Source organism: Phytohabitans flavus (genome assembly GCF_011764545.1).
GTDB classification, from domain to species: domain Bacteria; phylum Actinomycetota; class Actinomycetes; order Mycobacteriales; family Micromonosporaceae; genus Phytohabitans; species Phytohabitans flavus.
Window position 1 is genome coordinate 3,805,543 of the sequence record NZ_AP022870.1, and the last position, 26,561, is coordinate 3,832,103.

Here is a 26,561-nt window from a genome sequence, read left to right on the forward strand (position 1 = left end):
CCAGTCTCAGGAAGCATTTCGCTGCTCAGCTGCCCATCTGCTGCTGGGCGTTGCTGAGCTTCTCCTTGACCGCGTCCTCGGTGATCGGCTTGCCGCTGGCCGCGTCCGCGAACAGCTCCTTCATAGCCGTACCCACGAGGGTCTCGAACTTGCTCTCCTCCGCGACCTGCGGCAGCGGGGCGGCGCTGGTGGCGAGCACGCTGGCCAGCACCTTCTGCTCCTCGGCCTGGAACGCCGCGTCCGAGGCGACGGTGGTGACCGACGGCAGCGAGCCGTAGGTCTTGTTGAGCTGGACCTGCTCGGCGTCGCTGGTCATGAACTTGACGAACTGGAGCGCGGCGTCCTTGTCCTTGGTGTGCTTGAACACCGCGATGTTGATGCCGGCCACCATGCTGTTGATCTTCTTGCCGCCAGCCGGCGCGGTGGCCGGGAACGGCACCGGCGCCACACCGTAGGCGTCGGGCGCCATGCCCTGCGCCTTGGCCGCGTTGCCAGCCGCCTGCCACAGCAGCATGGCCGCCTTGCCGTTGGCGAAGTCGGTGATCGACTGGTTCTGCGCGTACTCGGCGTTGCTCGGGTTGACGATCTTGTCAACGGCCATGAAGTCGATGTACCGCTTCACGGCGGCGACGTTCTGCGGGGTGTCGAACGTCGGCTTGCCGGCCGCGTCGAACCACTCGCCGCCCCACTGCTGGCCGAACGCGAAGGCGTGGTGCGAGTTCTCCGAGGGGTTGGCGCCCTCGAGGGCGAGGCCCCACTTGCCGTCCTTGGTCAGCTTCTTGCCGACCGTGACCAGCTCTTCCCAGGTCGTCGGCGGTGCGGTGATGCCGGCGTCCGAGAAAGCCTTCTTGTTGTAGTACAGGGCGTACGACAGGCTGTACAGCGGCACGGCGGTCGGCGGCTGGCCGGGCGCGCCCGCGGCGGCCAGCGCGGCCGGCACGAAGCGGTCCTTGCCGCCGACGGCGCCGATGGTCGCGTCGTCGAACGGGACGAACGCGCCGGTGGCCTGAAGCGACGCCGACCAGGTGTTGCCGATGTTGACCACGTCCGGGCCCTTGCCCGAGGTGGCCGCGGCCAGCAGCCGGTTGAGCAGGTCGGACCAGGGCACGACCTCGAAGTTGACCTTGATGCCGGTCTGCTGCTCGAACTTGGCCAGCTCAGGCTCGAGCGTCTTCTTGTCGAAATCGATGCTGGCGCCCTGGTTACTGGCCCAGTAGGTGAGCGTCTTGGCGCCGCCGCCGGAACCACCGTCGGAGTCGTCGCCACATGCGGTAACAGAAGCCGCCAGCATGAGAGCCGCGGCAGTCATAGCTAACAGTCGTCGAGACACGATCTGCCCTTCTGGCGTGGGAGTTACATCAGGGCTTAAATTACGACGTCATTAAAGTGACTTTGGGGTGCGCCGTCAAGGGATCGCTCTCACAGGCCTGTTGACGGGCACGGGAGCCTTACAGTTATCTGCCGAACGGCGGGTTGATCGAGGTGGTGATGGCGCTGGAACGGACGACGAACCGCACGGTCCGGCTGCGGAACCGGGCGGCGCTGCTGTCGAAGCTCTTCCTGGAGGGCCCGCTGACCCGCCAGGACCTGGCCCGAGGCACCGGGCTCAGCCAGCCCGCGGTGAGCAACGTGGTCGCCGACCTGATCGCGGCCGGCCTGGTGGTCGACGCCGGCGCGCTGGAGTCGGACGGCGGCCGGCCGAGCATGAGCCTGCGGGTGGCGCCCCGCTTCGCGCTCGTGGCCGGCGTCGACGTCGGTGAGACGCGGGTACGGGTCGAGCTGTTCGACCTGTCCATGGCGCTGCTGGCCAGCGCGGACTACCCGATCGACGCGGCCCGGCCCGACCCGGCCACGGTGGTCCACCACATCGTCGCGGGCCTTTCGGCAGTCACCGCGCGGGCCGGTGTCCCCGGTCCGAGCTGCTCGGCGTGGGCGTGGGGGTGTCCGGCGTCGTCGTCCAGGACCCCGACGCCGTCGTGTACGCGCAGACGCTCGGGTGGGACGGCGTGCCGCTGGAACGGATGATCCGGGCCGAGGTCGGCATCCCCCTCCACATCGACAACGGCGCCAAGACGCAGGGCCAGGCGGAGATGTGGTTCGGCGCTGGCCGGGGTGCCCGGCACGCGGTGTTCGCGCTGGTCGGCTCGGGTGTCGGCGCCACGGTCGTGAGCGACGGCGCGACGTACCGCGGGGTGGCCAGCAGCGCCGGCGAGTGGGGGCACACCACCCTCGCGTACGGCGGCCGACCCTGCCGGTGCGGCGCCCGCGGCTGCCTGGAGGCGTACGTCGGCGCGGAGGCGATCATCGAGCGCTACCGGGAGGCGCGGCGCGGCCGGGCGGTGCCCGGGGCCGACGAGGAGTCGCAGATCAACGCGCTACTGGCGGCCGCCGACCGCTCCGAGACGGCCCGCCGCGTGCTGGACGAGACCGCCGGCTACCTGGGCGCCGGCGTGGCCAACCTGATCAACCTCTTCAACCCGAACGCGTGGTGCTGGGTGGCTGGGCCGGGCTGGCGCTGGGCGCGCGGCTCCTGCCCGCGATCCGGGAGGCGGCCGCCGCGCAGGCTCTGCGCAAGCCGTTCGAGCAGACGAGGATCGAGCTGGGCCAGCTGGGCGTGGACGCGGTGGCGCTGGGCGCCGCGACGCTCCCGGTCGCCCAGCTCCTGTCCGCGGGCGGCGTCCGCGCCGGCACCGTCGTCACGGCGGCCGCCGTCTGACTCCGGCCTGCTGTTGATCAGGGAGTTCGTGGACGGACACACCGCCGACACGCCAACCAACTCCCTGATCAACAGCGGGCGGCTGCCCAGGCGGCGTGCCACTTCGGGCAATCGGGATAAATAACGTTGTAATAGATTGATGGCTTGACGTGCTTGTGACGCGGGCGTAACACTCGCCCGGAGCGAGAGCGCTCTCACATCCCCCACGGCAATGTCCCGGTTTCGGCGTCCGGGCCCCACCCCCACGGACAGGCAGGGTCATGATTTTTCGTGGTTTCCCGTCCCGTACCCCCCTTCGCCGGATCAGACGTCGGCCATTGATCATCGCCGTCGTCGCGGCGGCCGTCCTCGCCCTGATCCCGATCGGCGCGATCCCCTTCGCCAGCGCGGCGCCCACCCTGATCTCGCAGGGCAAGCCGGTGACCGCGTCCTCGGTCCAGTCGGCCACGTTCCCCGCCACCGCGGCGGTCGACGGCGACGCGGGCACCCGCTGGTCGTCGGCGGCAAGCGATCCACAGTGGATCCAGGTCGACCTCGGCACCACCGCCACGATCAGCCAGGTCGTGCTCCGCTGGGAGGCCGCGTACGCGTCGGCGTACCAGATCCAGACCTCGCCCAACGGCACCACCTGGACCAACATCTACTCCACGACCACCTCCACCGGTGGCGTCCAGACGCTCAACGTCACCGGCTCCGGCCGGTACGTGCGGATGAACGGCACCGCGCGGGGCACGGCCTGGGGCTACTCGCTGTGGGAGTTCCAGGTGATCGGTGAGTTCGGCACGCAGCCGGGCTCCTGCGGTACCACCAACGCCGCCGCCGGCCGCCCGGCGACCGCCTCCTCCACCGAGGCCGCCGTCTACCCGGCCTCGGCCGCGTTCGACGGCAGCGCCACCACCCGCTGGGCGTCCGCGTTCAGCGATCCACAGTGGATCCAGGTGGACCTGGGCAGCAGCCAGTCCATCTGCCAGGTGGTGTTGCAGTGGGAGGGCGCGTACGCGTCGGCGTACCAGATCCAGGTCTCGGACACCGGGACGAGCTGGACCAACATCTACTCGACGACCACCTCCACGGGCGGCACGCAGACGCTCAACGTGAGCGGCGCTGGCCGGTACGTGCGGATGAACGGCACCGCACGGGGCTCGGCGTGGGGCTACTCGCTCTGGGAGTTCCAGGTGCGCACCGGCACCTCGACGCCGACCACCCCGCCGACCACGCCGCCCACCAGCGGCCCGGTCGACCCGGTCGAGCCGACCGACCCGCGCAACCCCAACTTCGGGCCGAACACGTTCGTCTTCGACCCGTCGACCCCCACCGCGACCATCCAAAGTCGACTGAACACCATCTTCACCCAGCAGGAGACGGCGCAGTTCGCGCCCAACCGGTACGCGGTGCTCTTCAAGCCCGGTAACTACACGGCCGACGTCAACCTCGGCTTCTTCACCCAGGTCGCCGGCCTCGGCATGTCACCGGACGACACCAACCTCAACGGCCACGTGCGGGCCGAGGCGTTCTGGTTCGGCGGCAACGCCACCCAGAACTTCTGGCGCGCGGCCGAGAACCTCTCCGTCACCCTCCCCGCCGGCACGATCGTCGAGCGGTGGGCGGTGTCGCAGGCCGCGCCGTACCGGCGCATGCACCTGCGCGGCGCCGGCAACCAGATCCAGCTCTGGAACGGCGGCGACGGCTGGTCCAGCGGCGGCTTCATGGCCGACACCAAGGTGGACGGCACGGTGGTCTCCGGCTCGCAGCAGCAGTGGTACTCGCGCAACAGCGAGTTCGGCAGCTGGAACGGCGGCGTGTGGAACATGGTGTTCCAGGGCGTCTCCGGAGCCCCGGCGGCCAACTACCCGAACCCGCCGCACACGGTCATCGGGACGACCCCGGTGGTCCGCGAGAAGCCGTTCCTGTACGTCGACGGCACCGGTGAGTACCGGGTGTTCGTGCCCTCGGTGCGCGCCAACTCGACCGGCACCACCTGGTTCAACAAGACGCCGGCGGGCTCGTCCATCTCGCTGAGCCAGTTCTACGTGGTCCGCCCCGGCACCACCGCGGCGACCATCAACAACGCGCTCGCCGCGGGCCGGCACCTGCTGTTCACGCCGGGCGTGTACCAGATCGACCAGACCATCAACATCACCCGGCCCGACACGGTGGTGCTCGGCCTCGGTCTCGCCACCCTCCAGATCAACAACGGCGTCAACGGCATGTCGATCGCGGACGTCGACGGCGTCAAGGTCGCGGGCATCATGTTCGAGGCCGGCACGACCAACTCGAACACGCTCATGGAGGTCGGCCCGCCCGGGTCGGCGGCGAGCCACGCCGCCAACCCGACCTCGCTGCACGACGTGTTCTTCCGGATCGGCGGCGCGATCGCCGGCAAGGCGACGAACACGCTGACCGTCAACAGCGACAACGTGATCGGCGACCACATGTGGCTGTGGCGCGGCGACCACGGCACCGGCGTCGGCTGGGGCGTCAACACAGCCGACACCGGCCTCACCGTCAACGGCGACAACGTCACGATGTACGGCCTCTTCGTCGAGCACTACCAGAAGTACGAGGTCATCTGGAACGGCAACGGTGGTCGCACGTACTTCTTCCAGAACGAGAAGCCGTACGACCCGCCGAACCAGGCCGCGTACATGAACGGGACCACGCGCGGGTACGCCGCGTACAAGGTGGCGAACACCGTGACAACCCACGAGGCGTGGGGATTGGGTAGCTACTGCTACTTCAACGTGAATCCCGCGGTGGTCAACGAGCGCTCGTTCGAGGTACCGGACACGCCGGGCGTGCGCTTCCACAACCTGGTGACGGTCTCGCTGGGCGGCGTCGGCACGATCAACAAGATCATCAACAACACCGGTGGTACGGCTAACACCGCGACCCAGCGGCAGACGCTGAACACCTACCCGTAGTTCGGATACCCGGTAGTTCGGATACCCGGTAGTTCGGATACCCGGTAGTTCCGATGTAGACCGCAGTTCCCCCACGAGTGATCGGGGCCACGGACCGCCTCCGCGACGGGCGGCCCGTGGCCCCGGTCCGTTGCCACGCTGTCCACTGTGGATGCTGCGGGGTCCGGGCACTGCCGGTAGAATCGGACGTGTGTTCGAAGATCGAGTGGCTGTCGACGAGCTGACCCAGGTGCCGCCGGGCGCCGGGTTGGCCGCAGCGCTCGCCCACCTCGATCGGTCGATGTTGAATGGCTTCGAGTTGGTAGAAGTGGTCAAGGCGATCGCCCGGCAGGTCGCCCACTACCAGGCGGAGCTGTTGGCCACCGCGTGGGAGTCCGCCCACTGCCCGCCGGGCGACGAAACGAGCCCGCCGGAGCGGACTGACCACCCGGATGAGTATGCGGCCGAAGAGATCCGGTTCGCGTTGACCCTGACCCGGCGGGCGGCCGACACACTCATGGGCCTGGCTGGCCAGCTGGTCGAGCGCCTCCCAGCCGCCCACGACGCGCTGCGGTCCGGCCAGATCGACCTGGCAAAGGCCCGCGTCCTCGACGAGGAGACCGCCGCCCTGCCACCACCCGCGGCGCGGCACGTGGTCGACCTGGTCCTGCCGGCCGCGGGAGGGTTGACCACCGGGCAGCTGCGTTCGCGGCTACGGAGGCTGGTCATCGCCGCCGATCCTGGCGCCGCCGCCGCGAGGCAGCGGGAGGCGCTGACCCGGCGTCACCTCGAGCACGGTCTGGATCCGGATGGCACCGCCACACTCGCCGGCCGCCACCTCCCGCCAGACCGGGCCGCGACGGCGGCGGCACGGATCGACGCGCTGGCCCGGGCGGCCAAGCAGGCCGGCGACGGCCGGACGCTGGACGAGCTACGCGCCGACTTCTACCTGGACATCCTCAACGGTGACCGCACCCCGACCGGCCGTCCCCTGCCAGCTGGCGGGGTTGAGTTGGTCGTCCCGTTGTCCACATTGGCCGGCTGGTCCGAGCAGCCTGGCGAGATCAAGGGCTGGGGACCAGTCCTCGCCGAGATCGCTGCCAAGGTCGCCGACCAGCAGCGTGACCGGTCATGGCGATACACCGTCGTCGACGGCAGCGGCACGGTCACGGCACACGGCCCGCTTCGCCGACGCCCCGCCGCTGGTGTCGCCGGACTTGTGAGAGCGCGGGACCGCACCTGCCGCGCACCCGGCTGCCGAGCTCCCGCGCACACCGCCGACCTGGACCACACCGTCGCCTGGGAGCGAGGCGGGCCCACCACGCCGGCCAATCTCGGCGTCCTGTGTAGACACTGTCACCGTTACAAACACAGCAGCGGCGTCACCCTCACCCAACCCACACCCGGCACCTTCGTCTGGCACACCCGCCTCGGCCACACCTACACGACGGGACCAGCGCCGCCCACCTAGAGCGCCGAGCACCAACCCTCAGGCGCGGCGGTGGCGGGACTGGAGCGCCCTGACCAGCTCGGCCACGCCCTCGTCGGTGACGCCGTCGCGCTGGTCGAGCCACTGCCGCCGGCGGATGAACTCGGGGACGGCGTCAGTGTCCGCGCCCGGAAGCAGGATCGGGATGATGAACGCGTCCGCGCGCTGGCCCAGCATGGCCTCCCACTCGGCCGTCTGCCCGCGCGACACGAAGGTGTTGGGCCCGATGCAGAAGAGCAGGGCGTTCGATGACTGTAGGGCGGTGGCCAGGGTCCTTTCCCAGTCCTCGCCAGGCTGGAGGTGCTGGTCGAAGAAGATCCGGAGGCCGGCACGGGAGAGGCCGTCGACGATCTGGATGACGTCCCGGCGGTTGTCGGCCTGGTAGGACACGAACGCGTCGTACCGGACGCTGACCTCGGAGACGTCCAGCGGCGAGAGCCGCTGCTGAGTGAGGAGGAAGCTCACGCTCGCCTGGCGGAGCACAGGATCGGTCAGCCACTCCCGCCCGTGCTCGCCGCCGAGGAGCAGCCGCAGCTCGGGGTCGGACAGCAGCTGGGCCGCGACGGTCGCGGCCGGCCCAGTGCCTTCTGCGTGGTCCGGGTACGAGTCAGGTGTCCAACGTGGTACAGCGGCTGCCAGCTGGTCGTTCGTGGTCAGCGTGTCGAAGATCTCTGGCCAGCGGTGCTCGAGACAGCGGGTGACCGCGAAGAACCGGATCGGGATCCCGCCCCGCTCGGCGAAGTCGTCCAGCTCCTGGCTGATCGCATAGTCGATGAGGATGTTGTTGACGAACCGGATCAACGCCCGGGGATTGCCGCCCAACGCCCGCGCGACCACGGGAAGCACGGGGTCCAGCTCCCCGGCGAGGGCCGCCGGTTGGTCCGCCAACAGCAGCTTGCAGAACTCCCCCATCCGGCCCGATGCCGGCGGAATGTGGAACGGCAGCTGGACGATCTTGTCGAGGTAGAGCTCGCCCTTGAAGTCCGCGATGCCGTACTCCTTGGAGTACCGGTGCTGTAGGTAGCCCTCGATCACCTTGCGCGCAACGCCGAGGACGAAGATGAAGCCGGGCTGGGCGAGCACCAGCTTGATGCTCTCCAGCAGGCGGATCGCCTGGTCCGGAAAGCAGCGGTCGAGGTCGTCGATGAGCACCACGACCCGCACCGAGTCTTTGAGCTTGGTCCCGTCGAGGCTGTTGAAGGCGCCGAAGTACAGGCTGCGGTCGAGCAGCGGGTCAGGCGTGAGCTTCTCGTTGCGCTCGATCATGTCCTTGGCGACGAACGACGCCTCCACCTCGGCGAAGCCCGGGATCTTCACCTTCGACTTGGCCGAGAACCCGTACGCGATCGCGCGGAGCGAACGGACAAGCCGCTTGCCGGCCGCCCCAAAGCTCTGCGTGAAGCCTCTGTGCGTCTCCAGCGCCTGCACGATCGTGCCGACGAGCGGGATGATCGGGTGCTCCTCCTGCTCGTACCGCCAGGCGTTGAACCACACCGTTACCACGTCCGGATCGTCGTCCAGCCGCCGCTCGATCAGCCGCATGAGGCTCGTCTTGCCGGTGCCCCACTCCCGAAGACACCGATCGTGAAGGGGCCGCGGGTGTTTCTCGCGGCATCGGCCAGGATCCGCGAATACGTGTCGAAGCCGAGCCCGTCGTCGTTGCGCGTATCCGCCTCGCCGATCGCTTGATCGGCGATAAGGCTGATCTTCAATGGACTCTCCGATCGGGCAGGCCGGACCCGGTGGCTGAGGAGACTACCAAGCCCGCGCTTAATCGGTTGTCGGATCGTTGGTGGGCCTGATGGACTGGGCGGCGACCCATACGACCAGGGAAGGAGACCTGAGATGCGTGCAGCGTGCATGTCCGTCGAGAAGGGAATCGCCGCCTATGTAGAGGACATCACGCTTGAGTACGTTGAACCTCGGGATCCTTGCCCATGTCGACGCCGGTAAGACAAGCCTGACCGAGCGCCTGCTGTATGACGCCGGTGTGATCGACGAGATCGGCAGCGTCGACGCGGGCAGTACGCAGACCGACTCGCTCGCCCTGGAGCGGCAGCGCGGCATCACGATCAAGTCGGCCGTGGTGTCGTTCGCGATCGCGGACGTGACCGTCAACCTGATCGACACGCCCGGCCACCCCGACTTCATCGCGGAGGTGGAGCGGGTGCTGAGCGTGCTGGACGGCGCGGTGCTCGTCGTCTCCGCCGTCGAGGGCGTACAGGCGCAGACCCGCGTCCTGATGCGTACGCTCCGCCGCCTGCGCATCCCCACCCTGCTCTTCGTCAACAAGATCGACCGCGCCGGCGCCCGCTATGCCGACCTGCTCGGCGCGATCGCGGACAAGCTGACCCCCAGCGCGGTACCGATGGGCACCGTCACCGCGCTCGGCACCCGGAAAGCGGCGTTCGTGCCGGCCTCCCCTGACGACCCGGCGCTCGTGGACGTGCTGACCCGGCACGACGACGCGCTGCTCGCCGCGTACGTGGCGGACGAGAGCGCGGCCACGCCGCACCGCCTCCGCGGCGACCTCGCGGTAGCGACGCGCCGGGCGAGCACGTATCCCGTCTATTTCGGCTCGGCGATCACGGGTGCCGGCGTACCAAATCTCATGGAAGCGATCGCGGACCTGCTGCCGCCCGCGGCGGCTGACGCCGGCGGACCTCTTCGCGGCACTGTGTTCAAAGTGGAGCGTGGGCCGGCCGGCGAGAAGGTGGCGTACGTGCGGATGTTCTCCGGCACCGTCCGCACCCGGGACCGCCTGCCGGTGCGCGGCGACGACAGCAAGGTCACCGCGATCGGCGTCTTCGACCGGGGCGGCACGGTGCGCGCCGACGAGGTGCCCGCCGGCCGCATCGGCAAGCTGTGGGGCCTCGGCGGCGTGCGGATCGGCGACCCGATCGGCGAGCCGCACGGGTCCGCGGCCCACCACTTCGCGCCGCCGTCGCTGGAGACCGTCGTCGTGCCGGCCCGCCCCGCCGACAAGGGCGCGCTGCACGCCGCGCTCACCCATCTCGCCGAGCAGGACCCGCTGATCGACCTGCGCCAGGACGCGATCCGCCAGGAGATCTCGTTGTCGCTCTACGGCGAGGTGCAGAAGGAGGTCATCCAGGCCATGCTCGCCGAGGAGTACGGCATCGACGTGGCCTTCCGGGAGAGCGCCACCATCTGCGTCGAGCGCCCGGCCGGCAGCGGCGCCGCCGCCGAGCTGATGGGCAAGGACGGCAACCCCTTCCTGGCCACGGTCGGGCTGCGGGTGGATCCGGCACCGGCCGGCTCCGGCGTCGGGTACCGCATCGAGGTCGAGCTTGGTTCGATGCCGTACGCATTCATGAAGGCGGTCGAGGACACGGTCCGCGAGGCCTTGGAGCAGGGCCTGCACGGATGGCGGGTCACCGACTGCGTGGTGACGATGACCCATTCCGGGTACGCGCCGCGGCAGAGCCGCATGCACGGCACGTTCGACAAGAGCATGTCGAGTACCGGCTTCGACTTCCGCGGCCTCACGCCGCTCGTGCTGATGACCGCACTCTCCGGGGCGGGCACGGTGGTACACGAGCCGATGCACAGGTTTCGGCTGGAGTTCCCGTCCGACACGTACGGCACGCTGCTGCCCGTGCTGGTGCGGCTCGGCGGCGTACCGCGCCAGCCCGACCTGCGCGGCCCCCTCGGGGTGCTGGAGGGTGACATCCCGGCGGCTCAGGTGCACGGGCTCCAGCAGCGGCTGCCCGGCCTCACCCGCGGCGAGGGGGTGCTGGAGAGCGGCTTCGACCACTACACGCCGGTGCGGGGGCCGGTGCCGTCGCGGGCGCGGTGGGACGCCAACCCATTGGACCGGAAGGAGTACCTGCTGCGCGTGCTCCGCCGGGTGCCGTGAATCATGTGCGCATGGAGTTCGGAGTTGGCATCTTCCCCACCCACGACGGCATGAAGCCCGGCGACGTGGCCCGCTTCGTGGAGGAGCGCGGCCAGGACGCGCTCTACTTCGCGGAGCACACGCACATCCCGGCCACCGAGACCGACCGCGCGCCCGGGCGGCCGCTGCCGGCGAAGTACTGGCACACGTACGACCTCTTCGTCGCCCTCACCGCCGCCGCGGCCGCCACCACCCGGCTGCGCGTGGCGAGCGGCATCTGCCTGGTGATCGAGCGCGACCCGATCATCACCGCCAAGGAGGTGGCGAGCGTCGACCACCTGTCGGGCGGGCGGCTGGAGTTCGGCGTGGGCGCCGGCTGGAACCGCACCGAGATGCGCAACCACGGCACCGACCCCCGCGTCCGCATGCGGGTGCTGCGCGAGCGGGTCGAGGCCATGAAGACCATCTGGGCGAACGAGGAGGCCAGCTACTCGGGCAAGTACGTCAACTTCGAGCGCATCTGGTCGTGGCCCAAGCCCGCGCAGCGCCCCCACCCGCCGATCCTGGTCGGCGGCAGCGGCCCGACGGTACTCGACCGTGTGCTGTCCTTCGGCGACGCGTGGTTCCCCAACTACTACCCCGAGGTGTACGGCAAGATCGCCGAGCTCCGCGCGCGGGCCGAGCGCCCGATCGAGGTCCAGCTGATGAGCGTGCCGGCGGACCCCGCCATCTTCGAACGCCTCCGCGAGGCCGGCGTGCACCGCGTCGCCCAGTGGCTCCCGTCCGGCCCCCGGTGGCGGGTCGAGCAGGCGCTGGAGAAGTGGGAGCGCGCGATCGCCGAGTACAACCCGGAGTGACGCGCGTGTTCTGCGGCCTTGGTTAGGCGAGTGTGCGGGTGGTCCGGCGGCCAAGGGTCAGTAGGGCGCCCGCCGCTACCAGGCCGACGCCCGCGACGGTCGCGGCCTTCGGTAGCCAGGGTGGGATGTCGAGGAAGACCGTGATGCCGAGGATGCGGGACAGGCCCCACGGCAGCAGCGCCATCTGGTCGTTCCACACCGAGAGTGCGCGTTCCAGCCCCATCCCCGTGGCCACACCGCCGAAGACCGCGACCGGGGCGCCGCCCGCGACGAGCACCCGGCCGGTCGCCCGCCGGCCGCCCAGGCCGTAGCCGGCGCGCAGGGCGTGGTACGCCGCGACGAATACCCACAGGAACGCGGCGAACGCCACCGTCACGTACACACCGCGGAGTGGCGGGTCGGTCCAGAAGTTGAACCAGTAGCGGCCGGGTCCGCGCGACGCCGTGCCCACCAGCAGGATCAGCGTGCGCAGGGTGGCCGCTCCGCCGAGGGCGGCCCACAGGGCGTACGGGTCGGCGCCGCCGAGCAGCAGGCGGAGCGCGAGCGCGAAGAGCAGCCACGAGCCGAGGGTCAGCGTGAGGTGGGCCGGGGAGGCGAACCAGCTGAACGCCGCGCGGCTCAGCACCAGCGCGAACGCCGGCAGCGCCCACACGAGCACGCGGTCGACTGTGGACGGTGGCGGTGGCAACCCGCCGACCCGCCACGGTCTCGTCATGCCCACCCACAGCGCCCGAAGCGCGGCGATCCCGGGCCGCTGCCGGCCCCGCCAGAACGCGCCGACCAGCACCGCCGCCACGAGGAGGGCGAGGAGCGCGCGGGCCAGCCAGGCCATCGCCTGGTCGCGTTCGGCGCGGGACACGCCGATGTCCGCGGCCGGGAAGCGGAACGCGGGCAGGTCCACGTCGTCGCCGTACCGGGCGAGGTGCACGTCGCGCGCCTCGGCGTAGCGGTCACGGGCCGACTCCCAGGCGGCACGGGCCTCGGGGTCGCCGGTGTCGAGCCACTGGGCGTACCGCAGGAACATCGTGCGGTACGCGCCGAGGGTCTCGAACAAGTTCAACTGGAAGTCGAGGGTGTCCACGAACCGCTGCCGCAACGCCGGGTCACGCCACGTCGCGGGGTCGGTGCCGGCGACGACCTGGCGCATGCGGGCGGCCAGCTCGACCGCCTCGTCACCCTCGCCGATCGCCTCGTCCAGGCGGTCGCGGCTGACCGAGTAGATGCTGTCGAGCACCGCGCTGTCGCCGGTGACGATGTCCCACTCGAAGAGCCACATCATCGGCGGCGGATGCACGCCGAGCGCCTTGACCGTGCGGTTGGCGTACGGCCCGATGTAGAGCCCCTTCGTCACCGCCTGGCGGGACAGGGCCATCACCTCGCCGATCGCGGCCACGGTCGCCGGGTCGGCGGAGAAGGTCTGGCGCGCCCAGTCGGCCGTCACCTGGGCCGGGTCGGCGTCGGGGTCCCAGGCGAGGCGGGCGGCGGAGTAGACGTTGAGGTCGTACAGCTGCCAGAAGCCCTCGCGCAGGTAGAGCGTGCGCGGCCCGGCGCGCAGCGGCCCGCCGCCCTGCGTCCACGTCCACACGCCCTCGACGTGCGGGTTGGCCGCGAGGAACTGCTGGAGCGCGGCGCCGTGCAGCGTGCCAAGGTCATTCGGCAGCGAGCCGAACACCTCGAACTCCCGCCGCGCCTGAAACTCCACGATCCGCCGCTGGGTGCCCATCTCCAGCGTGTGGTTGAACGGCAGGTGGCTGTAGTAGTCGCCGAGGCAGTACTTGGTGGAGACGATCAGGTGCGGGTCGTCGATGCCGCCGAGCACCTCGTCGTACGACTTCGCGTCGATGTGCATCTCGCCGACCGCGCCGACGCCGATGCTCCAGGTGCGGAAGATGATGTCCCGCTCCCCCTCGCCGGCCACGTCGAGGAGCGCGCGGAGCATGGCCCGCACGGCCGCCGGCGTCTTCACGGCGATCTCCGAGGTGTAGTCCCACCCCGGGAAGCTGTAGATGTCGCCGCCCTCGCCGATGCGCACCATCAGCCCGGCCGCGTACGGCATCGAGGTGAAGAACTCGCGCAGCCCGGCCTGGTAGACGCTCCACAGCCGGGCGTCCTCGGCGTTCATGCCGCTCGGGAGGCCTTGCAGGTAGGTGCGCAGCGGTGGGGAGAGCGCGAGCATGTCGGTCATGAAGTAGACCTTCATGCCCATGTCCGCCGCGTACCGCCAGACGGGGCCGAAGTGCTCCACCATCGCGCGGGCCCGGGCCACGTGCGGGTCGCCGTCGGGATAGACGCCGAGCCCGTCGAACGTGACGTACTCCAGGAAGCCCTGCACGACGATCCCGTTGTATCCCTGGGCGAGCGAGTGGTCGACGAGCTGGCGGAACTGGGCGGAGATCTCGCCGACCGCGCCGGCGTCCACATAGGGCGGTCCACTGAGGACAGCCGGGCCGACCACGTCGGTGTTGAGCGAGTAGTCGTCGCTGCCCGCCCAGCCCGCCTCGTCGGCGTCGATGCCCACGGCGCCCGAGTCGACGAGCCGGAGGCCGAGCCGGGGTGCGACGATGCGGCCGTCGTCGCCGGGTGGCAGGACGGGTGCGCCGGACCGGACGCGGTCGGCCACTGTGTAGAGGCCGGCCGAGGCGCCCGCCGGCGTGGCGGCCTCCAGCACCAGGTCGGCCCCGGCGCGCCGCAGGCGGAACGCCTCCCCCGCGAGACCCCCCTCCCCGGGCGCTGCCTCGGGCTCGGTGAGCGTGACCTTGAGGGTCGGGCCACCCCCGGCCGCCGCCGGGCTCCCGGTGGCGACCTGGGGGCGTGATGCGCCGCGCTCCGCCACGGCTTCGGCCACGGCCGTCGCCGCCAGGCCTACCCGGCGGTCCGCCGGGGCCTCGACCCGGGCGAGCGCCGGCGCGGGCTCCAGCTCGCGCGGCGGCGCCGGCTTGAGATCCTCCGGCGGGACGTTGGCCGGCGTGAAGCTCAGCCCGAGCGCCTTGTCCACCTGCCAGGCGATCGCCGCACCGATGCCCAGCAGCACGACCGCGGTAGCGCCCGCGATCCACGGGCGCGCGGCCCACCCCCGACCCAGGGACATTTGGTCATCGTAGCGATCGGATCAACCGGCCGCTGGGGCTCAGGCCAGCAACATGTCGAGGAACGGATTCGTGAACACCCGGTGTGGGTCGAACATGTTCAACACATCGACGGCTTGGTCCCACGTAGGGTCCGGGCCCTGGCGGTACGAGTCGGGGACCGTGCCGGTGACGAAGGGTACGTCCGCCCACGCCGCCCCGGTCGTGTACCCCCAGCCCTTCGACCACTCGGCCCGCACCGCCGCGTACCCCTGGTAGGTCGCGAAGAAGAACTGCTCCATCTCGCGGTAGAAGGCGTGCGCGCCGGGCGCGGTCGGGAAGGTCAGGACGTCGAACCACACGACGACGTCCCAGTCCGGGTGGTCGGCGCGCGGCCGGGCGGCGGAGAGGGCCGGTGGCGCCGCACCGGGTACCCCACTGTCGGCGGCCCGGTCCACGCCGGCGACCCGGATCTCCACCTGCCCGGTGACCGGGTACAGGCCGCGCGCCTGGTACGCCGCCACCGAGCGCTCGTGGTACACGGCGAACTCGTGGATCACCCGCTGGATCGAGGCGCGGCTCGTGTGTACGGCGTACCCGTTCGCGGTCTCCCGCAGGGTGGTCGGCTTGACGTACAGCAGGAGGTTCTTCGATCGGCCCCACAGGTCGGCCGAGAGCGTGGCGGTGAGCCCGGTGGCCGCGACCGTGTACTGCAACTGCCCGAAGGTCGGTGTCAGCGCCCACTCCCCGGCCAGCAGCCGCTCGGCCAGGTCGGAGACCACCTCGGGCACGTTGTCGGAGAACGGGTAGTTGTACGGCGCGACGACCGGCCGGGACGTGAGCGGGCGCTGGGGGCTGACGCTCCACACCTTCACCCACGGGTTGGTGGTGTTGGTGAACCAGATCGCCTCCACCCGCCCGCCCTGGTCGACGTACCGGGCGTACGTGCGGCCGGGCGAGCCGGGCGGCCCAAAGAGCTCCGCCGCCGGTACGTCCACATGGGACACGCAGCGCAGGTTGTTGTCGGCGCCGACCCGCAGCACCGCCTCGGTGACGAACGCCCGGCCCACATGGGTGAGCAGGGCCGTACCCAGAGGGTCGTCGCGGTTGAACGTGTTCAACACATAGCGGCCGGCTGATGGGTCCCAGACGACGGCGGTGAGCGACAGGATGAGGTTGCTGAGCGTGCCGTAGGTGTGCCCGGGGCGAGGGTCTCGCCGGCGGCGGCCACCGATGTGCCGTGGCCGTTGATCGCGAGCACACCGCCGACGCTGAGGTCGCCGGGCGCGGGCGTGTTGGTGACGCCGAGGCCGTTGGCCTCCAGGAACGCGAGCAGGTCGTCCATCGACGCGCCGGCTTCCACGCGCACCGAAGGCCCCGGCTCTACCCGCATCGCGGTCAGGTGGTGGGTGGTGTCGACCAGGAGCACCCGGTCGGCGGGGGCGGTCGCGGCGGTCACGGTGAGCGGCGCCCACCCGTGCCGGTAGCCGCGCGGCCGCACCTTCCAGCCGGCGCCGTGTGCCCAGTTGACGACGGTGACAATCTCGGCGGCGGTACGCGGGACGCAGGTCCACAGGCTGGCGACGCGGATCTCGCCGGCCCAGTTCTCGTACACCTCGCGGTGCACGTCGATCCCGGACGGGAAGCCGGGCGGCGGGTCGTCCCGGAGTACGCCGGCGGGGAGCCAGGCGGCGCCAGCCGCGGCGGCGGACGCGCGGAGCAGGTCACGACGGGTCAGTTCGGCCATGATGGACAGTGTGGGCACGCGCCCATGCACCCGCCGGGTGAGCGCCCGCTTCCGACCGGTTGGCGCTGTCTCGCAAAAGAGCGAGCGCGAGCGCCCGCCCGCGCTACGAACGCGGGAGCGGGCTCAGCGGGCCAGGCGCTGCGCGAGCCAGGTGAGCACGGCGCTACTGGGCCGCGAGCACGTCGACGACGAAGCGCAGCGGGCCGCCCGGGGCGCCTCCCTGCGGGTTGTCCCCATACGCCAGGTCGGCCGGGATGTCCAGCTGCACCCGGCTGCCCACCGTCACGCCGACAAGCCCCTGGTCCCAGCCCGGGATCACCTGACCGACACCGATCGGGAAGTTGACCGGCTGGCCACCCTTCCACGAGGCGTCGAACTCCTGCCCTTCGGCATAGGTGACACCGACGTAGTTGACGGTGATGGTCTGCCCGGCCTTGACCGCCGCGCCCTTGCCCGTGATGAGCGGAGTGACGACGAGCTTCGTGAGGGTCCCGCTGCCCGCCTTGACCTCCGGCTTCGTCTGGAGGGCCGGGTCGGCTCCCTCGGGAAGGGCGGGTGCCGGCGGCTGCGTGGCGGCCGGCTGCTCCGGCTCCGGCTCGGGCGCGGCGGCGGCGCTGGGGCTGGCCGTGGTGGTGAGGGCCGGGGCGCCGACCTGCTGGGCCTCGTCGCCACCGCGCGCGAAGAAGAAGACCGCGACCAGGACCGCGATGACGGCGAGACCGGCTCCGGCGCCCGCGAGCGCCTGGTTGCGCTTCTTCACCTGCTCGGCCCGTGCGGCGGCCGCCTTGGCGGCTGCCCGCCGCTCCTGCTTGGCCGTCCTCTGTTCCGCCACCACGCCTCCTCCATCGGCAAGACTCCGACACCTTACCGGCATTACCTGAAGCGCTTATGTCGGGACCACGGGCGACGTGACGGGTGTCAGCGGGCGAGGACCCGCTCGTACACGGACTCCAGCTCGCGGACCGCCGCCTGCTGGTCGTAGCGGGCGATCTTCGACCGGCCGTCGCTGCGGGTGCCGGACTCCAGCAGCGGCGCGGACGCCTCGACAAGCGCCGCCACAAGCTCGGCATCCGACGGTGCGGACGGGAACGGGACGACGGCCGACGGGCTCACGCCGGCCAGGACCTCGCGGACGTCGCCCACGTCGACGCTGACGACCGGGAGGTCCATCGCCGCCGCTTCCTTGACGATCAGCGGGCCGCTCTCGGTGCCCTGCCGCGAGGTGACCAGCAGCAGGTCGGCGGCGGCGAACTTCGGCACCACGTCGGCGCGGACCTGGCCCGGGCCGGGCAGGATCAGCTCGCGGACCGGCAGCCCGCGCTCGCGCAGGCCGGCGAGTACCGCCGTGAAGATGTCGTAGCGCTTGACCGCGTTGTCCGGGGCGGCGCCGAAGAGGACCACGAGGTCGTCCGGCGTGAAGCCCAGCCGCGAGCGGGCGGCCGCGCGCTCCCCCGCCGAGAGCGGGGTGAAGAGGTCGAAGTCGATGCCGTTCGGCACCACCACGCCGGACGGATCACCGGCGGCCTCCACGAGCCGGCGGGACGGGTACACGCGCACCGCTGGGCGGCCGGCGGTCAGCCTCGTGATGCGCGCCTGCCACGGCTCGTTGATGTCACTGCCGTACAGCGACAGCACGCGCGGCACACCGGTGACGAGGCGGGACGAGAGCGAGGTGAGTCCATAGTGGACGTGGACCAGGTCGTAGCCACCGCTTCCCGCGCGGCGGCGTACCCGCGGCGCGGCGAGCAGGTAGTCGGCCTTCCCCGGGACTGCGCGACAACCTCCACGTCGACGTCGTGGCCGAGCTTGCGGAGACCCTCCACCTGCTCGGCCACGAACACGCCACGGAAGCTGCCCGGCGTCGGCCACAGGTTCGTGACAGCTAGCAGGCGCATATCAGAAAGACGCGTATCTCAGAAGAAGGACTTCACCGCGGCGACGACGCGCTCGAGCTGCTCGTCGGTCAGCTCCGGGTAGATCGGCAGCGACAGGCACTCGTCCGCCCACGCCTCGGTCAGCGGCAGGTCACCCCGCTTGTGCCCGAGCGACGCGTACGCCGGCTGGAGGTGCAGCGGCACCGGGTAGTGCACGCCGGCCCCGATCCCCTGCGCCTTCAGGTGGGCGAGCAGGTCGTCGCGGCGGGCGGTGCGCAGCAGCGCGTGGTGGAACACGCTGCGCCGGTCCGGGGTCGCGGGCGGGAACCAGAGGTCGCCGACGCCGGCCAGCGCCGCCTCGTACGCCGCCATCAGCGAGACGCGGCGCGCGTTGTCCGCGTCCAGCGTGGTCAGCTTCGCCGACAGGACGGCCGCCTGGAGGGTGTCCATGCGGTGCGCGTACCCGATGATCTCGTGCTCGTACTTCGTCTTGCGCCCGTGGTCGCGGAGCTGGCGCACGGCGGCGGCGAAGTCGTCGTCATTGGTGGTGATGGCGCCCGCGTCGCCGAAGGCGCCGAGGTTTTTGCCCGGGTAGAACGAGAAGCAGGCGGCGACGCCCCAGCCACCGGCCCGCACCACGCTGCCGTCGGCCTTGACCACGTCGGCGCCGTGCGACTGGGCCGCGTCCTCGATCAGCGGTACGCCCGCCGAGGCGGCCACCGCGGACAGCTGCTCCAGGTCGGCGGGGCGGCCGTGGATGTCGACCGGCAGCACCGCGCGTACCCCGTCGATGGCGTCCTTGAGCGCGACCGGGTCCATCGCGCCGGTCTGCGGGTCGATCTCGACGAACCGCGGCGTCGCGCCCAGCCAGGTGATCGGCTCGGACGACGCGATGAACGTGTGCGACGGCACCGCCACCACGTCGCCGGGGCCGACGCCCACGGCGGCGAGCGCCAGGTGCAGCGCGGCCGTGCCGGAGCCGACGCCGATCGCGTGCTTGGTGCCGCAGAACTCCGCGAACTGCGCCTCGAAGGCCTTCATCTGCGGGCCCTGGATGAACGCCGTGCTCTCCACGACCTCGCGCATGCCGGCGTCGATCGCCTCCTTGTGGCGCAGGTAGGAGGCCTTGACGTCGACGAGCGGTACTGCGGTGGTCATCGTTACTCCGATGGCGATGGGGGGTACGGGGGACAGGTGGGTAAGGCCGGTGGTCGAGCCCGGCCGGGCAGAGCAGGTCGTCGATGGTCTTCACCTGCCGGCCGGCATTGCCGATCACGACCGCGCCGGGGGCGACGTCCTTGGTGACGACCGCGCCGGCGCCGATGAGGGCGCGCTCGCCGATGCGTACACCGGGCAGGATCGTGACGTTGGCGCCGATGCGCGCGGCGCGTCCGATGTGGACGCCCTTGATGCACTTGGACACGTCGGGACAGCGCGGGAACGGCGCGTTGGTGAGCGTCACCCGCGGGCCGAGCCACGCGTCGTCCTCCAGCACGGAGAACTCGGGCACGAAGCAGTGCGAGTGCACGCGTACCCGGTCTCCGATGTGGACGGTGTGCTCCACGACGGACAGCGAGCCGACCGAGACGTCGTCGCCGACCGTCGTGTGCTCGCGGACCAGCACGTGGTGGCCGGTCTGGAACTTCGCGCCGGCGGTGACGCCGGCGTACACGACGGTGTGGCTGCGCAGCTTGGTGCCGTCGCCGAAGGACGTCTTCGCGCCTTCCGGGCCGGACCGGCCGACGATGCAGAACTCCTCGACGGTCGAACCCTCGCCGAGCACCACACCCTCGGCGATCACAGCGAGCGGACTAACGGTCACCGGCCTCAACCTTCACCTGGGTGCCGCCGGCCCGCAGCGAGGCGTCGACAGCCTCGAGCACGGCCACGACGTCGACCCCGTTCCACCCGTCGGTGCGCGGGCGGGTACCGGTGTCGGCGCACTCCAGGAAGTGCCGCAGCTCCACGCCGAGCGGCTCGGCCTTGTCCAGCTCGGGGACGGTGACGACGCCGTCGCGCAGCCGGTACTGCCAGGCGCCGTACTCGTCCTCGAACACCTTGTCGGCGCCCTTGTCGTAGACCCGCAGCTTGGCTTCGGCGTCCATGTCGTCGTACACGAGCATCTGCTTGCTGCCCACGACGGTGGTCTTGCGGGTCTTCGACGGGTCGAGCCAGCTCACGTGCATGTGCGCGAGCACGCCACCAGGATAACCGACAGTGACGAATGCCACATCCTCGACGTCCTTGTTGAGGTAGCGCGCGCCCTCGGCGGCGGCCCACTCGGGGCGCTGCCCGACGAGGAAGTTGGCGATCGAGACGTCGTGCGGGCCGATCGACCAGAACGCGTTGATGTCGCTCTGGATGCGTCCCAGGTTGAGCCGCTGCGAGTGCAGGTAGAGCAGGTCGCCGAAGGCGTCGCCGTCGACGAGCTCCTTCATCTTGAGCACGGCCGGCACGTACTCGAAGGTGTGGCCGACCATCAGCACGAGGTCGCGCTCGTCGGCGAGGCGGGCGAGCCCGACCGCGTCCGCGCTGGAGAGCGCGAGCGGCTTTTCCACCAGGACGTGCTTTCCGGCCTCCAGCAGCCGGCGGGTGATCGGCGCGTGCGTGGCCGCCGGGGTGGCGACGACCGCCAGGCCCACCTCGGGGTCGTCGAGCACGGCGGCCAGGTCGTCGGTAACGGTCACCTTCGGGTACAGCCCGGCCGCCTTCGCACCCCGCTCAGGGGAGAGCTCGACCAGGTAGCGCCACCTGTCGCCGGCGTGGGCCTGCAGGTTGCGGGCCAGGTTGGGGCCCCAGTATCCGAAGCCGACCAGTGCGACGGCATCACTCACGTTCCTCGGTCCTCTCGGGCGTCACCGTTAATCCCGAAGACACTAGCGTGCCACGCCGCCACCACACCCAGGCCAGGCCGAGGATGGTGAAGAGCTGTGCCGGGAAGAGCGGATCCTCCAGCGAGGGAGCGAGGCAGGCGACGAGGATCGCGAACATCATCGCGGCCGGCGCCCACCAGCCGAACGGATGGACCGCGAGACCGCGTCGCCACACGGCGCGCACGATGGGTGCGATGAGCAGGAAGAGCCAGACGAGGTACGCGAGCGCGCCGAGCGCGCCGGTCTCCACGAGCAGGTGCAGCCAGAAGGAGTCGACCTGCTTCTCGTTCGAGCCGTAGAGGCGGAAGCCCTCGGGGCCGAAGCGGGTGTCCTGGTACCAGAGCGGGTCGTGCTCGTACGCCACGATGCCGCCGAACTGGCCCACGCCGTACCCGAGCACCGGCCGCTTGAGCCACAGCTCGACGCCCTGCTGGGCGTAGAGCACGCGCACCTCGCGCTCGGGAATCTTCTCCCGGTCGTCGGCGCAGTCGGTCCGGGTCTCGACACAGGCGTCGTCCGACTCGGCGCCGCTGGGCAGGTTGAACGCGCTCGCCACACCGGCCAGGCGGCGGGCCAGCTCGGACCTGTTCTCCGGGCTGACCGCGAGCTGGGCGGCGGCGAAGCCGAGCACGATCGTGCACGTGATCGCGGCGGCGGCCCACTTGCCACGGCGCAGGACGCAGATCACCACGACGCCGGCGACGAAGCCGATCGTGGACTCGCGGGACTGCGTCGCGGAGAGCGCGATCGCGAGCGCCACGAACGCGGCCCACCACTTCCAGTGCACCTTCGTGCGGGAGGCCATGTACGCGAAGATGCCGAGCATCGTGAGCGCGAGCAGGTGGCCGAGGTGGTTCGGGTGGTCCAGCAGCGCGTGCGCCCGGTTGATCAGGGCCCACGTCATGTTGATCCAGCCGAGGTTCTGGTACGAGGTCGGGCCGGCCAGGGTCTGCCAGATCGCGATCAGCGCGTTGAGGCCGACGATGACGCCGACGACGGTCAGCACCCGGCGCACCGACTTACGGCCCGGGTCGGCGGCCCGCCAGGCGTAGAAAACGATCACACCGCGCAGGTACACCCAACCGGCCTCGCCGATCAGCCCGACGGGCGAGTCGCCGAACAGGCCGGCGAGCACGAACACCACACCGAGCACGACGACCGCGATGTCCGCCGGCGTACGGAAGTCACGCCACCGCCGATCGACCGCGATTTTTATCGCGGTGAGGGCGAGGATGAGGAAGTAGAGGCCGTTCTTGACGTCCTTCGGCCAGTCGGGTCCGTCGGGCAGCAGGTTGCCCTTGTCGTCCTCCACGGGCGTGGAGAGGAGCACCTGGATCCAGGTCTCGAAGAGCACCCAGACCAGCAGCGCGCCGAGCAACGCGACAAGTGCGACACCGAGCCAGCGGCCCAGACGACCGGTCTGGTCCGTGCGGGGAACCGTGCCCTCCGCGGCCAGCTCTGTCCGCGGTTGTGTAGAAAGCATCTTTGCCCCGTCATCCGTCCCGTGCCGTACCGCGCCGCGCGCCACTACACCCTCCGTCCCCAACGAGTTGGTGAACCCCCGGCCACCTTAAGCCGTCCGCCAACGGAAGCGTCGCGCAGTGTGCGGATCTGACCGCGAAGCAACAAGACCCCGATGATCAGGGCGAACGCCGCTGAAGCGAGGCGCGCGCCTGTACTGAGCCACGGATCAGCCACGGACGCGGCGACAAGAATCAGCGTCACGAAACCGGCCGCTAACCCGACAGGGGCGAGCCATGACATGCGATGCAGTCGCCAAGCCGTGACGACAGGACCACCGGCTGTCACCGCCGTACCGCACAGGTACCCGAGGCCGACACCTGTCGCGCCGAGCGGCCCACCGAGCGCCGCGACAACGGCCAGACCGGCGATGAGACCGGCGACCGCGGAAAGCACCGGTACGCGTACGTGCGCCCCGCTGGAAAGCGCGTTGACGGACGGCACGGCGACCACCGCGAGGTACGTCGCCGCGAGCATCAGCCGCAGCACGGGCGCGCCGTCCGCGTACTCCGAGCCGCCGAAGACGGTCAGGATCTCGGGTGCGATGAGCAGCGCGACGGCGAAGAGCGGTGCGAGCACGACAAGCAGCCCGCGCGTGGAGATGTCGGCCTGCCGCCGTACGTCGGCCATGTCACCGGCGCCGTGCGCGCGGGCCATGGACGGGAAGAGCACGATGCCGAGCGCGCGGGGCAGGAAGTACGCGGGCGCGATGAGCGTGACCGCGGCCGCGAAGTACGCGACTTCCTGGCGGCTGGCGAAGTGGTTGGCGAGCAGCTGGGTACCTTGCAGGAAGCCCTGCGAACAGAGCGTGCCGATGCACGCGAGCGCGACGAATATGGTGATTTCGCGGGTGGCGGTGAATCGCTCTTTCGGCCCCTTCGTCAACGGCCGCACCCGCCACCACGCACCGAGTGTGAAGAGTGTGTAACCCGCCGCGAGCGGCAGCAAATACACCGTCCAGCCCGCGAGCACCACAAGCACCGTCGCCGCCAGCGCGAGGCCGGAGCAGGCCAGCTCCAGCCTCGTGTACGCGGGGACGAGCCCGAACCCGTACAGCACCGACTTCTGCACGGAGTACGCGGAGAACGCACAGCACAGCGCCGCCACCTGGAACGTGTCCACCCAGCCGAGGTCGAAGACCGCCGCGGCACCGAAGGCCGCACCGAGGCTGATCGGTACCGCCCCGGCCCAGCCGATGCGGACCAGCAGCCGGTGCACGCCCCGCGCCGCGGCCGCGTCGCCCCGCCCCTGCTCGAACGGGATGAACTTGGACGCCGCGCTCGCCACCCCGGCGGGCAGCAGCAGGCTACCGATGGTGGTGATGGCGATGAGCGTGCCGACGAGGCCGTACGTCCGCTGGTCTGTGGCCCGGCTGACCATGGCACCGTGCAGGAGCCGGGTCAGGCCGAGCGCGACAAGTCCCGCCATGGACAGCAGCCCCGCACGGACGATGCCGGGGCGCGGCGGGGCGGGTGTCTCAACCACGCCTTGCGGTGAGGCGGTCGACGACCGCGAAGTAGTGCTTCTTCTGCTCGCTCCAGCGCAGCCCGGCCATGACCTCGCTGGCGCGGGCCGCCTGCGCGAACGCCCGGTCCGGGTCGCCGGCGAGCTCGCGCATCGCCTCGTGCAGCGTGTCCGGGTTGGCCGGGTCGACGTAGCGGACCGCGTCGTCGGGGAAGTAACGCGTGATGACCGGGTTGCGGAACGTGATGACCGGGACACCGAGCATCGCGTACTCCATCAGCTTCGTCGGGAGCACGCCGTCGGTCCACGGGTCGAGCTGGCTCGGCACGAGTCCGATGTGGACCTTCGCCAGCTCCTTGACGATCTCGGGCAGCGGGTACAGCTTCGTGGGCAGGTCGACCGCGTCCGCGATGCCGAGCGCCTCGGCCCGGGCGCCGAGCTCCTCTAGGCCGTCACCGCTGCCGCGCACCTGGAGCCGGGCGCCGGGGAAGTCGGCGCGCAGCCGGGCGAGCGCCTCGGTCGCGGCGACGAGGCCGTGCCGCGGCGCGACCAGCCCGTGGTAGCTGAACACGACCTCGCCCGCCGGGTCCCAGCGCAACGGCTCGGGGCGGGGCACGAAGAGGCGCTCGTCGGGACAGTTCATGACCACGGAGACGGGGCGCTTGGTCCAGGCACGGATCTCGTCCGCGTACGGCTCGTGCACGGTCAGCACCTCGCGCGCGAACCGGAACGACGCCTTCTCCGACGCCGCGATCGCGCCGAGCACCTTGCTCTTGCCGGCGAACTTCGACGCGAACAGCTTCGACGTCAGGTCGTGCACGTCGAGCAGCAGCGGGGTGCCGAAGAGCCGGGGCACGACCGCGGCGAACACCAGCGCCTCGGGCATCGAGTGCGCCTGCACGAGGTCGAACGAGCGCGGGCGGCTGGCCAGCCAGCGGGCGGCGCGGGCGCCGAAGCCGCCGTACAGCGAGAGGTACGCCTTCGCGGAGCTGCCGCGGTACTTCCGGGTGGGCAGATGCACCACCTTGACGCCGTCGACGACGTCGATCTCGGGGCGGCCGGGCGCGGCGAGCGCGACCACGGTCACTTCGTCACCGCGAGCGACGAGCGCCTCAGCCTGGCGGCGCACGCGCGGGTCCGATTCGTACTCACTGACCACGATCATCCCGATCCGCAGCGGGCGGCGATCGTGCGTCGGTGGGGTGGCCTTCTCGGGCGCCGACAACGTCACGCGCCCGAGGATAGCGGTCTGTGACAGGCTGTGCCGCATGACCCTGCTCCTCGTCGACGCGCCAAGTCTGTACTTTCGTGCGTATTTCGGGATTCCCGAGTCCGCCGCGAAGGCCCCGGACGGCACTCCGGTCAACGCCGTGCGCGGGTTCATCGACTTCATCGCCACGCTAATCCGGGGGCGCCACCCGGACCGCCTGGTGTGCGCGATGGACGCGGACTGGCGGCCGGCGTGGCGGGTGGAGCTGCTCCCGACGTACAAGGCGCACCGCCTCGACGCCGGGGGCGCGCCCGGCGCCGAGATCGTGCCGGACACGCTCGTGCCGCAGATCCCGCTGATCCTGGAGGTGCTCGAGGCGGTGGGCATCCCGGCGGTCGAGGCCGCGGGCTACGAGGCCGACGACGTGCTGGGCACGCTCGCGACGACCCAGCCCGGCCCGGTCGAGGTGGCGTCCGGCGACCGCGACCTCTTCCAGCTCGTCGACGACGAGAAGCCGGTCCGCCTGCTGTACTGCGGACGCGGCGTCGCCAAGCTCGAAGACTGCGACGACACCGCGGTCCGCGCCAAGTACGGCGTGCCGGCCGCCGCGTACGCCGACTTCGCCGCGCTGCGCGGCGACCCGAGCGACGGCCTGCCCGGCGTGCCCGGCGTGGGTGAGAAGACCGCCGCCCGCCTGGTCACCCGCTACGGCGACCTGGACGGCATCCTCGCCGCGATGGACGACCCGAAGGCCGGCTTCGCGGCGGGGCTGCGCGGCAAGCTTGTCGCCGCCCGCGACTACCTGGCGGTGGCGCCGAAGGTGGTGCGGGTCGCGCGGGACATCCCGCTCCCGGAACTCGACACGAGCCTGCCGACCGCGCCGGTGGACGCGGATCGACTGCTGGCACTGGCCGAGAAGTGGAACCTCGCCGGCTCGTGCAGGCGCCTTGTCGACGCGCTCGCCCTCCCGCGCCGCTGAGGCCCAGGCC

20 protein-coding genes and 2 pseudogenes are annotated in these 26,561 nt (G+C 71.0%); 7 read left to right on the forward strand and 15 right to left on the reverse strand.

Annotated features, from left to right (window positions below; all coding sequences use genetic code 11):
* Positions 1-25 precede the first annotated feature (25 nt).
* A complete protein-coding gene (locus tag Pflav_RS16550; RefSeq protein ID WP_173036971.1) occupies positions 26-1,309 on the reverse strand; it encodes an ABC transporter substrate-binding protein in 1,284 nt (427 codons plus the stop codon).
* A gap of 179 nt (positions 1,310-1,488) precedes the next feature.
* Between Pflav_RS16550 and Pflav_RS45665 the strand changes: the two genes are divergently transcribed.
* From Pflav_RS45665 to Pflav_RS16565, 4 genes are all read left to right on the forward strand, one after another.
* Positions 1,489-2,025, forward strand: a complete 537-nt coding sequence (locus tag Pflav_RS45665) for an ROK family transcriptional regulator (RefSeq protein WP_232071492.1) — start codon at positions 1,489-1,491, stop codon at positions 2,023-2,025.
* Positions 1,929-2,840 carry an ROK family protein gene (locus tag Pflav_RS45670; protein ID WP_232071493.1) on the forward strand — a complete coding sequence of 304 codons (912 nt, stop codon included), beginning with the start codon at positions 1,929-1,931 and terminating at the stop codon, positions 2,838-2,840. Before Pflav_RS45665 ends, Pflav_RS45670 begins: the two co-directional genes overlap by 97 nt.
* Positions 2,841-2,976: 136 nt before the next feature.
* On the forward strand, positions 2,977-5,637 hold the full coding sequence (locus Pflav_RS16560) for a discoidin domain-containing protein (RefSeq protein ID WP_173036972.1): 2,661 nt from the start codon (positions 2,977-2,979) through the stop codon (positions 5,635-5,637).
* A 190-nt stretch (positions 5,638-5,827) separates the two neighbouring features.
* On the forward strand, positions 5,828-7,087 hold the full coding sequence (locus Pflav_RS16565; RefSeq protein ID WP_173036973.1) for an HNH endonuclease signature motif containing protein: 1,260 nt from the start codon (positions 5,828-5,830) through the stop codon (positions 7,085-7,087).
* Between the two features lie 18 nt (positions 7,088-7,105).
* Here Pflav_RS16565 and Pflav_RS16570 read toward each other — a convergent pair whose 3' ends face one another.
* The gene (locus tag Pflav_RS16570) at positions 7,106-8,647 is read right to left on the reverse strand and encodes a P-loop NTPase fold protein (protein WP_197938589.1); all 1,542 of its coding nucleotides are present in this window, start codon (positions 8,645-8,647) and stop codon (positions 7,106-7,108) included.
* Positions 8,638-8,817 carry a hypothetical protein gene (locus tag Pflav_RS43625; RefSeq protein ID WP_197938590.1) on the reverse strand — a complete coding sequence of 60 codons (180 nt, stop codon included), beginning with the start codon at positions 8,815-8,817 and terminating at the stop codon, positions 8,638-8,640. Before Pflav_RS43625 ends, Pflav_RS16570 begins: the two co-directional genes overlap by 10 nt.
* A gap of 194 nt (positions 8,818-9,011) precedes the next feature.
* On the opposite strand from Pflav_RS43625, the gene Pflav_RS16575 reads away from it, so the two are divergent.
* Together Pflav_RS16575 and Pflav_RS16580 are read left to right on the forward strand one after the other, a co-directional pair.
* The gene (locus tag Pflav_RS16575; protein ID WP_173036974.1) at positions 9,012-10,982 is read left to right on the forward strand and encodes an elongation factor G; all 1,971 of its coding nucleotides are present in this window, start codon (positions 9,012-9,014) and stop codon (positions 10,980-10,982) included.
* Positions 10,983-10,993: 11 nt separating this feature from the next.
* Positions 10,994-11,818, forward strand: a complete 825-nt coding sequence (locus tag Pflav_RS16580; RefSeq protein ID WP_173036975.1) for a TIGR03619 family F420-dependent LLM class oxidoreductase — start codon at positions 10,994-10,996, stop codon at positions 11,816-11,818.
* 22 nt (positions 11,819-11,840) lie between these two features.
* Here Pflav_RS16580 and Pflav_RS16585 read toward each other — a convergent pair whose 3' ends face one another.
* From Pflav_RS16585 to Pflav_RS16630, 12 genes and pseudogenes are all read right to left on the reverse strand, one after another.
* Positions 11,841-14,906, reverse strand: a complete 3,066-nt coding sequence (locus Pflav_RS16585; protein ID WP_173036976.1) for a hypothetical protein — start codon at positions 14,904-14,906, stop codon at positions 11,841-11,843.
* A 39-nt stretch (positions 14,907-14,945) separates the two neighbouring features.
* On the reverse strand, positions 14,946-16,007 hold the full coding sequence (locus Pflav_RS43630; RefSeq protein WP_197938591.1) for a cholesterol oxidase substrate-binding domain-containing protein: 1,062 nt from the start codon (positions 16,005-16,007) through the stop codon (positions 14,946-14,948).
* Positions 16,001-16,630, reverse strand: coding sequence for an FAD-binding protein (locus tag Pflav_RS43635; protein ID WP_197938592.1), 630 nt, complete (start codon positions 16,628-16,630; stop codon positions 16,001-16,003). The genes Pflav_RS43630 and Pflav_RS43635 overlap by 7 nt, the downstream gene beginning before the upstream one ends.
* 163 nt (positions 16,631-16,793) lie before the next feature.
* A complete protein-coding gene (locus Pflav_RS16595; protein WP_173036977.1) occupies positions 16,794-17,504 on the reverse strand; it encodes an FKBP-type peptidyl-prolyl cis-trans isomerase in 711 nt (236 codons plus the stop codon).
* A gap of 44 nt (positions 17,505-17,548) precedes the next feature.
* On the reverse strand, positions 17,549-18,499 hold the full coding sequence (locus tag Pflav_RS16600) for a glycosyltransferase family 4 protein (RefSeq protein ID WP_173036978.1): 951 nt from the start codon (positions 18,497-18,499) through the stop codon (positions 17,549-17,551).
* Between the two features lie 44 nt (positions 18,500-18,543).
* Positions 18,544-19,662, reverse strand: a complete 1,119-nt coding sequence (locus Pflav_RS16605; protein ID WP_173036979.1) for a DegT/DnrJ/EryC1/StrS family aminotransferase — start codon at positions 19,660-19,662, stop codon at positions 18,544-18,546.
* Positions 19,663-19,768: 106 nt separating this feature from the next.
* Positions 19,769-19,927 (reverse strand): annotated as a pseudogene (locus Pflav_RS48755) (DapH/DapD/GlmU-related protein); the annotation flags it as partial.
* Positions 19,928-20,023: 96 nt separating this feature from the next.
* A pseudogene (locus Pflav_RS48760) lies at positions 20,024-20,326 on the reverse strand (hypothetical protein); the annotation flags it as partial.
* The gene (locus Pflav_RS16615; protein WP_173036980.1) at positions 20,316-21,338 is read right to left on the reverse strand and encodes a Gfo/Idh/MocA family protein; all 1,023 of its coding nucleotides are present in this window, start codon (positions 21,336-21,338) and stop codon (positions 20,316-20,318) included. The pseudogene Pflav_RS48760 and the gene Pflav_RS16615, both read right to left, overlap by 11 nt.
* A complete protein-coding gene (locus Pflav_RS16620; protein ID WP_173036981.1) occupies positions 21,331-22,860 on the reverse strand; it encodes an O-antigen ligase family protein in 1,530 nt (509 codons plus the stop codon). The genes Pflav_RS16615 and Pflav_RS16620 overlap by 8 nt, the downstream gene beginning before the upstream one ends.
* A 44-nt stretch (positions 22,861-22,904) precedes the next feature.
* Entirely contained in the window at positions 22,905-24,383 is a 1,479-nt protein-coding gene (locus tag Pflav_RS16625; protein ID WP_173036982.1) for a lipopolysaccharide biosynthesis protein, read from the reverse strand.
* The gene (locus tag Pflav_RS16630; RefSeq protein WP_173036983.1) at positions 24,376-25,593 is read right to left on the reverse strand and encodes a glycosyltransferase family 4 protein; all 1,218 of its coding nucleotides are present in this window, start codon (positions 25,591-25,593) and stop codon (positions 24,376-24,378) included. The genes Pflav_RS16625 and Pflav_RS16630 overlap by 8 nt, the downstream gene beginning before the upstream one ends.
* 37 nt (positions 25,594-25,630) lie before the next feature.
* Here Pflav_RS16630 and Pflav_RS16635 point away from each other — a divergent pair, with 37 nt between their 5' ends.
* Positions 25,631-26,551, forward strand: a complete 921-nt coding sequence (locus Pflav_RS16635; protein ID WP_173036984.1) for a 5'-3' exonuclease — start codon at positions 25,631-25,633, stop codon at positions 26,549-26,551.
* Positions 26,552-26,561 lie beyond the last annotated feature (10 nt).

Bases quoted from the DNA above. Each gene is read 5' to 3' on its own strand.
- Pflav_RS16580 (WP_173036975.1), top strand. From the start codon at position 10,994: ATGGAGTTCGGAGTTGGCATCTTCCCCACCCACGACGGCATGAAGCCC.
- Pflav_RS16570 (WP_197938589.1), bottom strand. From the start codon at position 8,647: ATGCGGCTGATCGAGCGGCGGCTGGACGACGATCCGGACGTGGTAACG.
- Pflav_RS43635 (WP_197938592.1), bottom strand. From the start codon at position 16,630: ATGGCCGAACTGACCCGTCGTGACCTGCTCCGCGCGTCCGCCGCCGCG.
- Pflav_RS16560 (WP_173036972.1), top strand. From the start codon at position 2,977: ATGATTTTTCGTGGTTTCCCGTCCCGTACCCCCCTTCGCCGGATCAGA.
- Pflav_RS16550 (WP_173036971.1), bottom strand. From the start codon at position 1,309: ATGACTGCCGCGGCTCTCATGCTGGCGGCTTCTGTTACCGCATGTGGC.
- Pflav_RS16620 (WP_173036981.1), bottom strand. From the start codon at position 22,860: ATGCTTTCTACACAACCGCGGACAGAGCTGGCCGCGGAGGGCACGGTT.
- Pflav_RS45665 (WP_232071492.1), top strand. From the start codon at position 1,489: ATGGCGCTGGAACGGACGACGAACCGCACGGTCCGGCTGCGGAACCGG.
- Pflav_RS16635 (WP_173036984.1), top strand. From the start codon at position 25,631: ATGACCCTGCTCCTCGTCGACGCGCCAAGTCTGTACTTTCGTGCGTAT.
- Pflav_RS16585 (WP_173036976.1), bottom strand. From the start codon at position 14,906: ATGTCCCTGGGTCGGGGGTGGGCCGCGCGCCCGTGGATCGCGGGCGCT.
- Pflav_RS16605 (WP_173036979.1), bottom strand. From the start codon at position 19,662: ATGACCACCGCAGTACCGCTCGTCGACGTCAAGGCCTCCTACCTGCGC.
- Pflav_RS16595 (WP_173036977.1), bottom strand. From the start codon at position 17,504: ATGCCGGTAAGGTGTCGGAGTCTTGCCGATGGAGGAGGCGTGGTGGCG.